The sequence below is a fragment of the Streptomyces fuscigenes genome, assembly GCF_021556455.1.
Taxonomy (GTDB): Bacteria; Actinomycetota; Actinomycetes; order Streptomycetales; family Streptomycetaceae; genus Streptomyces; species Streptomyces fuscigenes.
Genome location: NZ_JAKGCV010000717.1, coordinates 1 through 1,746, shown reverse-complemented (window position 1 = coordinate 1,746; position 1,746 = coordinate 1). Strand labels below are relative to the sequence as shown.

Annotated in this window: 1 protein-coding gene; it reads left to right on the top strand. The window is 74.1% G+C overall.

From position 1 onward, the window contains the following. The first annotated feature begins 468 nt into the window (after positions 1–468). Positions 469–1,668, top strand: a complete 1,200-nt coding sequence (locus tag L1885_RS28030) for a sensor histidine kinase (protein ID WP_235799948.1) — start codon at positions 469–471, stop codon at positions 1,666–1,668. Positions 1,669–1,746: the final 78 nt, after the last annotated feature.

Here is a 1,746-nt window from a genome sequence, read left to right as displayed (position 1 = left end):
GCGTTGGGCTCCAGGTTGTCGATCGCGTCGAGGACCTCGCGGCCGCCGATCTTCCCGATGAACGGGTAGAGCGAGAACGGGATGTAGTACGGGTACTTGCCCGCGTACGTCCAGCCGGCGACGCCCTCGGACACGCCGGGCCCGCGGCCATGTCGACGAAGGCCGCGTCGCGCGTGCCCAGGGCGGCCGCCGTGATCGCGAGGAGGCGGCTCACAGCGGCCGCGAACAGGGGCGACGCGTGCACCGAGGTACGGAAGTGGGCCGCCGGGCGGGAGCGGACGTAGAAGCCGTCCGGCCCGTAGAGGGCGTCCTCCGTCGCCGCGCGCCAGCCGCGCGCCCGGTCCCGCTCCCGGTTTGCCGCTTCCCTCGTCACGCGCCCAGTCTCCACCTTGGGGAGTACGCTTCCGCCGACCGGATCGACCCTCCGGTTGACCCCTCCGCCTTGTCCGCCTCTTTACGCTGGGTCACGTGCAGCGCCTCTACGATTTCCTCCGCAGACACCCCATGGGCGTCGACGGCTTCTGGGCCGTCGTCCTCCTCGGGGTGTCGTCGCTGTGGGCGGTGGAGGAGCAGTCCGGGGTCGCGCACCGGCTCGCCGCCGTGCTGCTCGCGGTGCTCTACAGCCTCGCGGTGGCGCTGCGCCGGCGGGCGGCCGACGAGATGGTGGTCCTGGTCGCGGCGCTCGGCATCGGGCAGCTGGCCCTCGACGTACGGCCCGGCGTCGCGAACTTCGCCATGCTCGTCGTCATCTACACGGTCGCGGCCCAGGGCGGGCGCCGGTGGGCCTCGCGCCTGGCGCTCGTCGGGGGCGTCGTCGCCGCCCCCGTCTCGCAGGTGCGATGGCCGATGCACGACGTGAGCCTGCCGGGCCGGGTGTTCTTCACGCTCGTGCTGACCGTCCCGTTCGTGCTGGCCTGGGTCCTCGGCGACTCGATGCGCACCCGCCGCGCCTACTTCGACCAGCTGGTGGAGCGCGCGACCCGGTTGGAGAAGGAGCGGGAGGCGCAGGCCAAGGTGGCGGTCGCGGCGGAACGCGCCCGCATCGCACGGGAGCTGCACGACGTCGTCGCGCACAACGTCTCCGTCATGGTGGTGCAGGCGGACGGCGCCGCGTACGTGCTGGACGGTGCTCCGGAGCAGGCCAAGCAGGCCCTGGAGACGATCTCGGGCACGGGCAGGCAGGCCCTGGCGGAGATGCGCCGCCTGCTCGGCGTGCTGCGCACCGGTGACGGCCAGGAGAGCGGCGAGTACGTGCCGCAGCCGGACGTGGAGCAGATCGAGGTCCTGGTGGAGCAGGTGCGGCAGGCGGGGATCACGGTCGACTTCAAGGTCGAGGGGACCCCGCGCCCGCTGCCCAGCGGCGTCGAGCTCACCGCGTACCGCATCGTGCAGGAGGCGCTCACCAACAGCCGCAAGCACGGCGGGCCCGACGTCGGCGCGAGCGTCCGGCTCGTCTACTTCGACGACGGCCTCGGGCTGCTCGTCGAGGACGACGGCCGGGGCGCCGCGCACGCGATGCAGGAGGACCGGGGCGCCGACGGACACGGGCAGGGGCTGATCGGCATGCGGGAGCGGGTCGGCATGGTCGGCGGCACGCTGGACGCCGGACCGAGACCCGGCGGCGGGTTCCGCATCAGCGCGCTGCTGCCGCTCAAGCCGGCGGGATGAGGGGCGTGGGCGCGGGGGCCGGCCCGGCGCTCGTGCCCGCCCCTCGCGCACGGCACGCACCGGCCCCGGCGGCGCGAC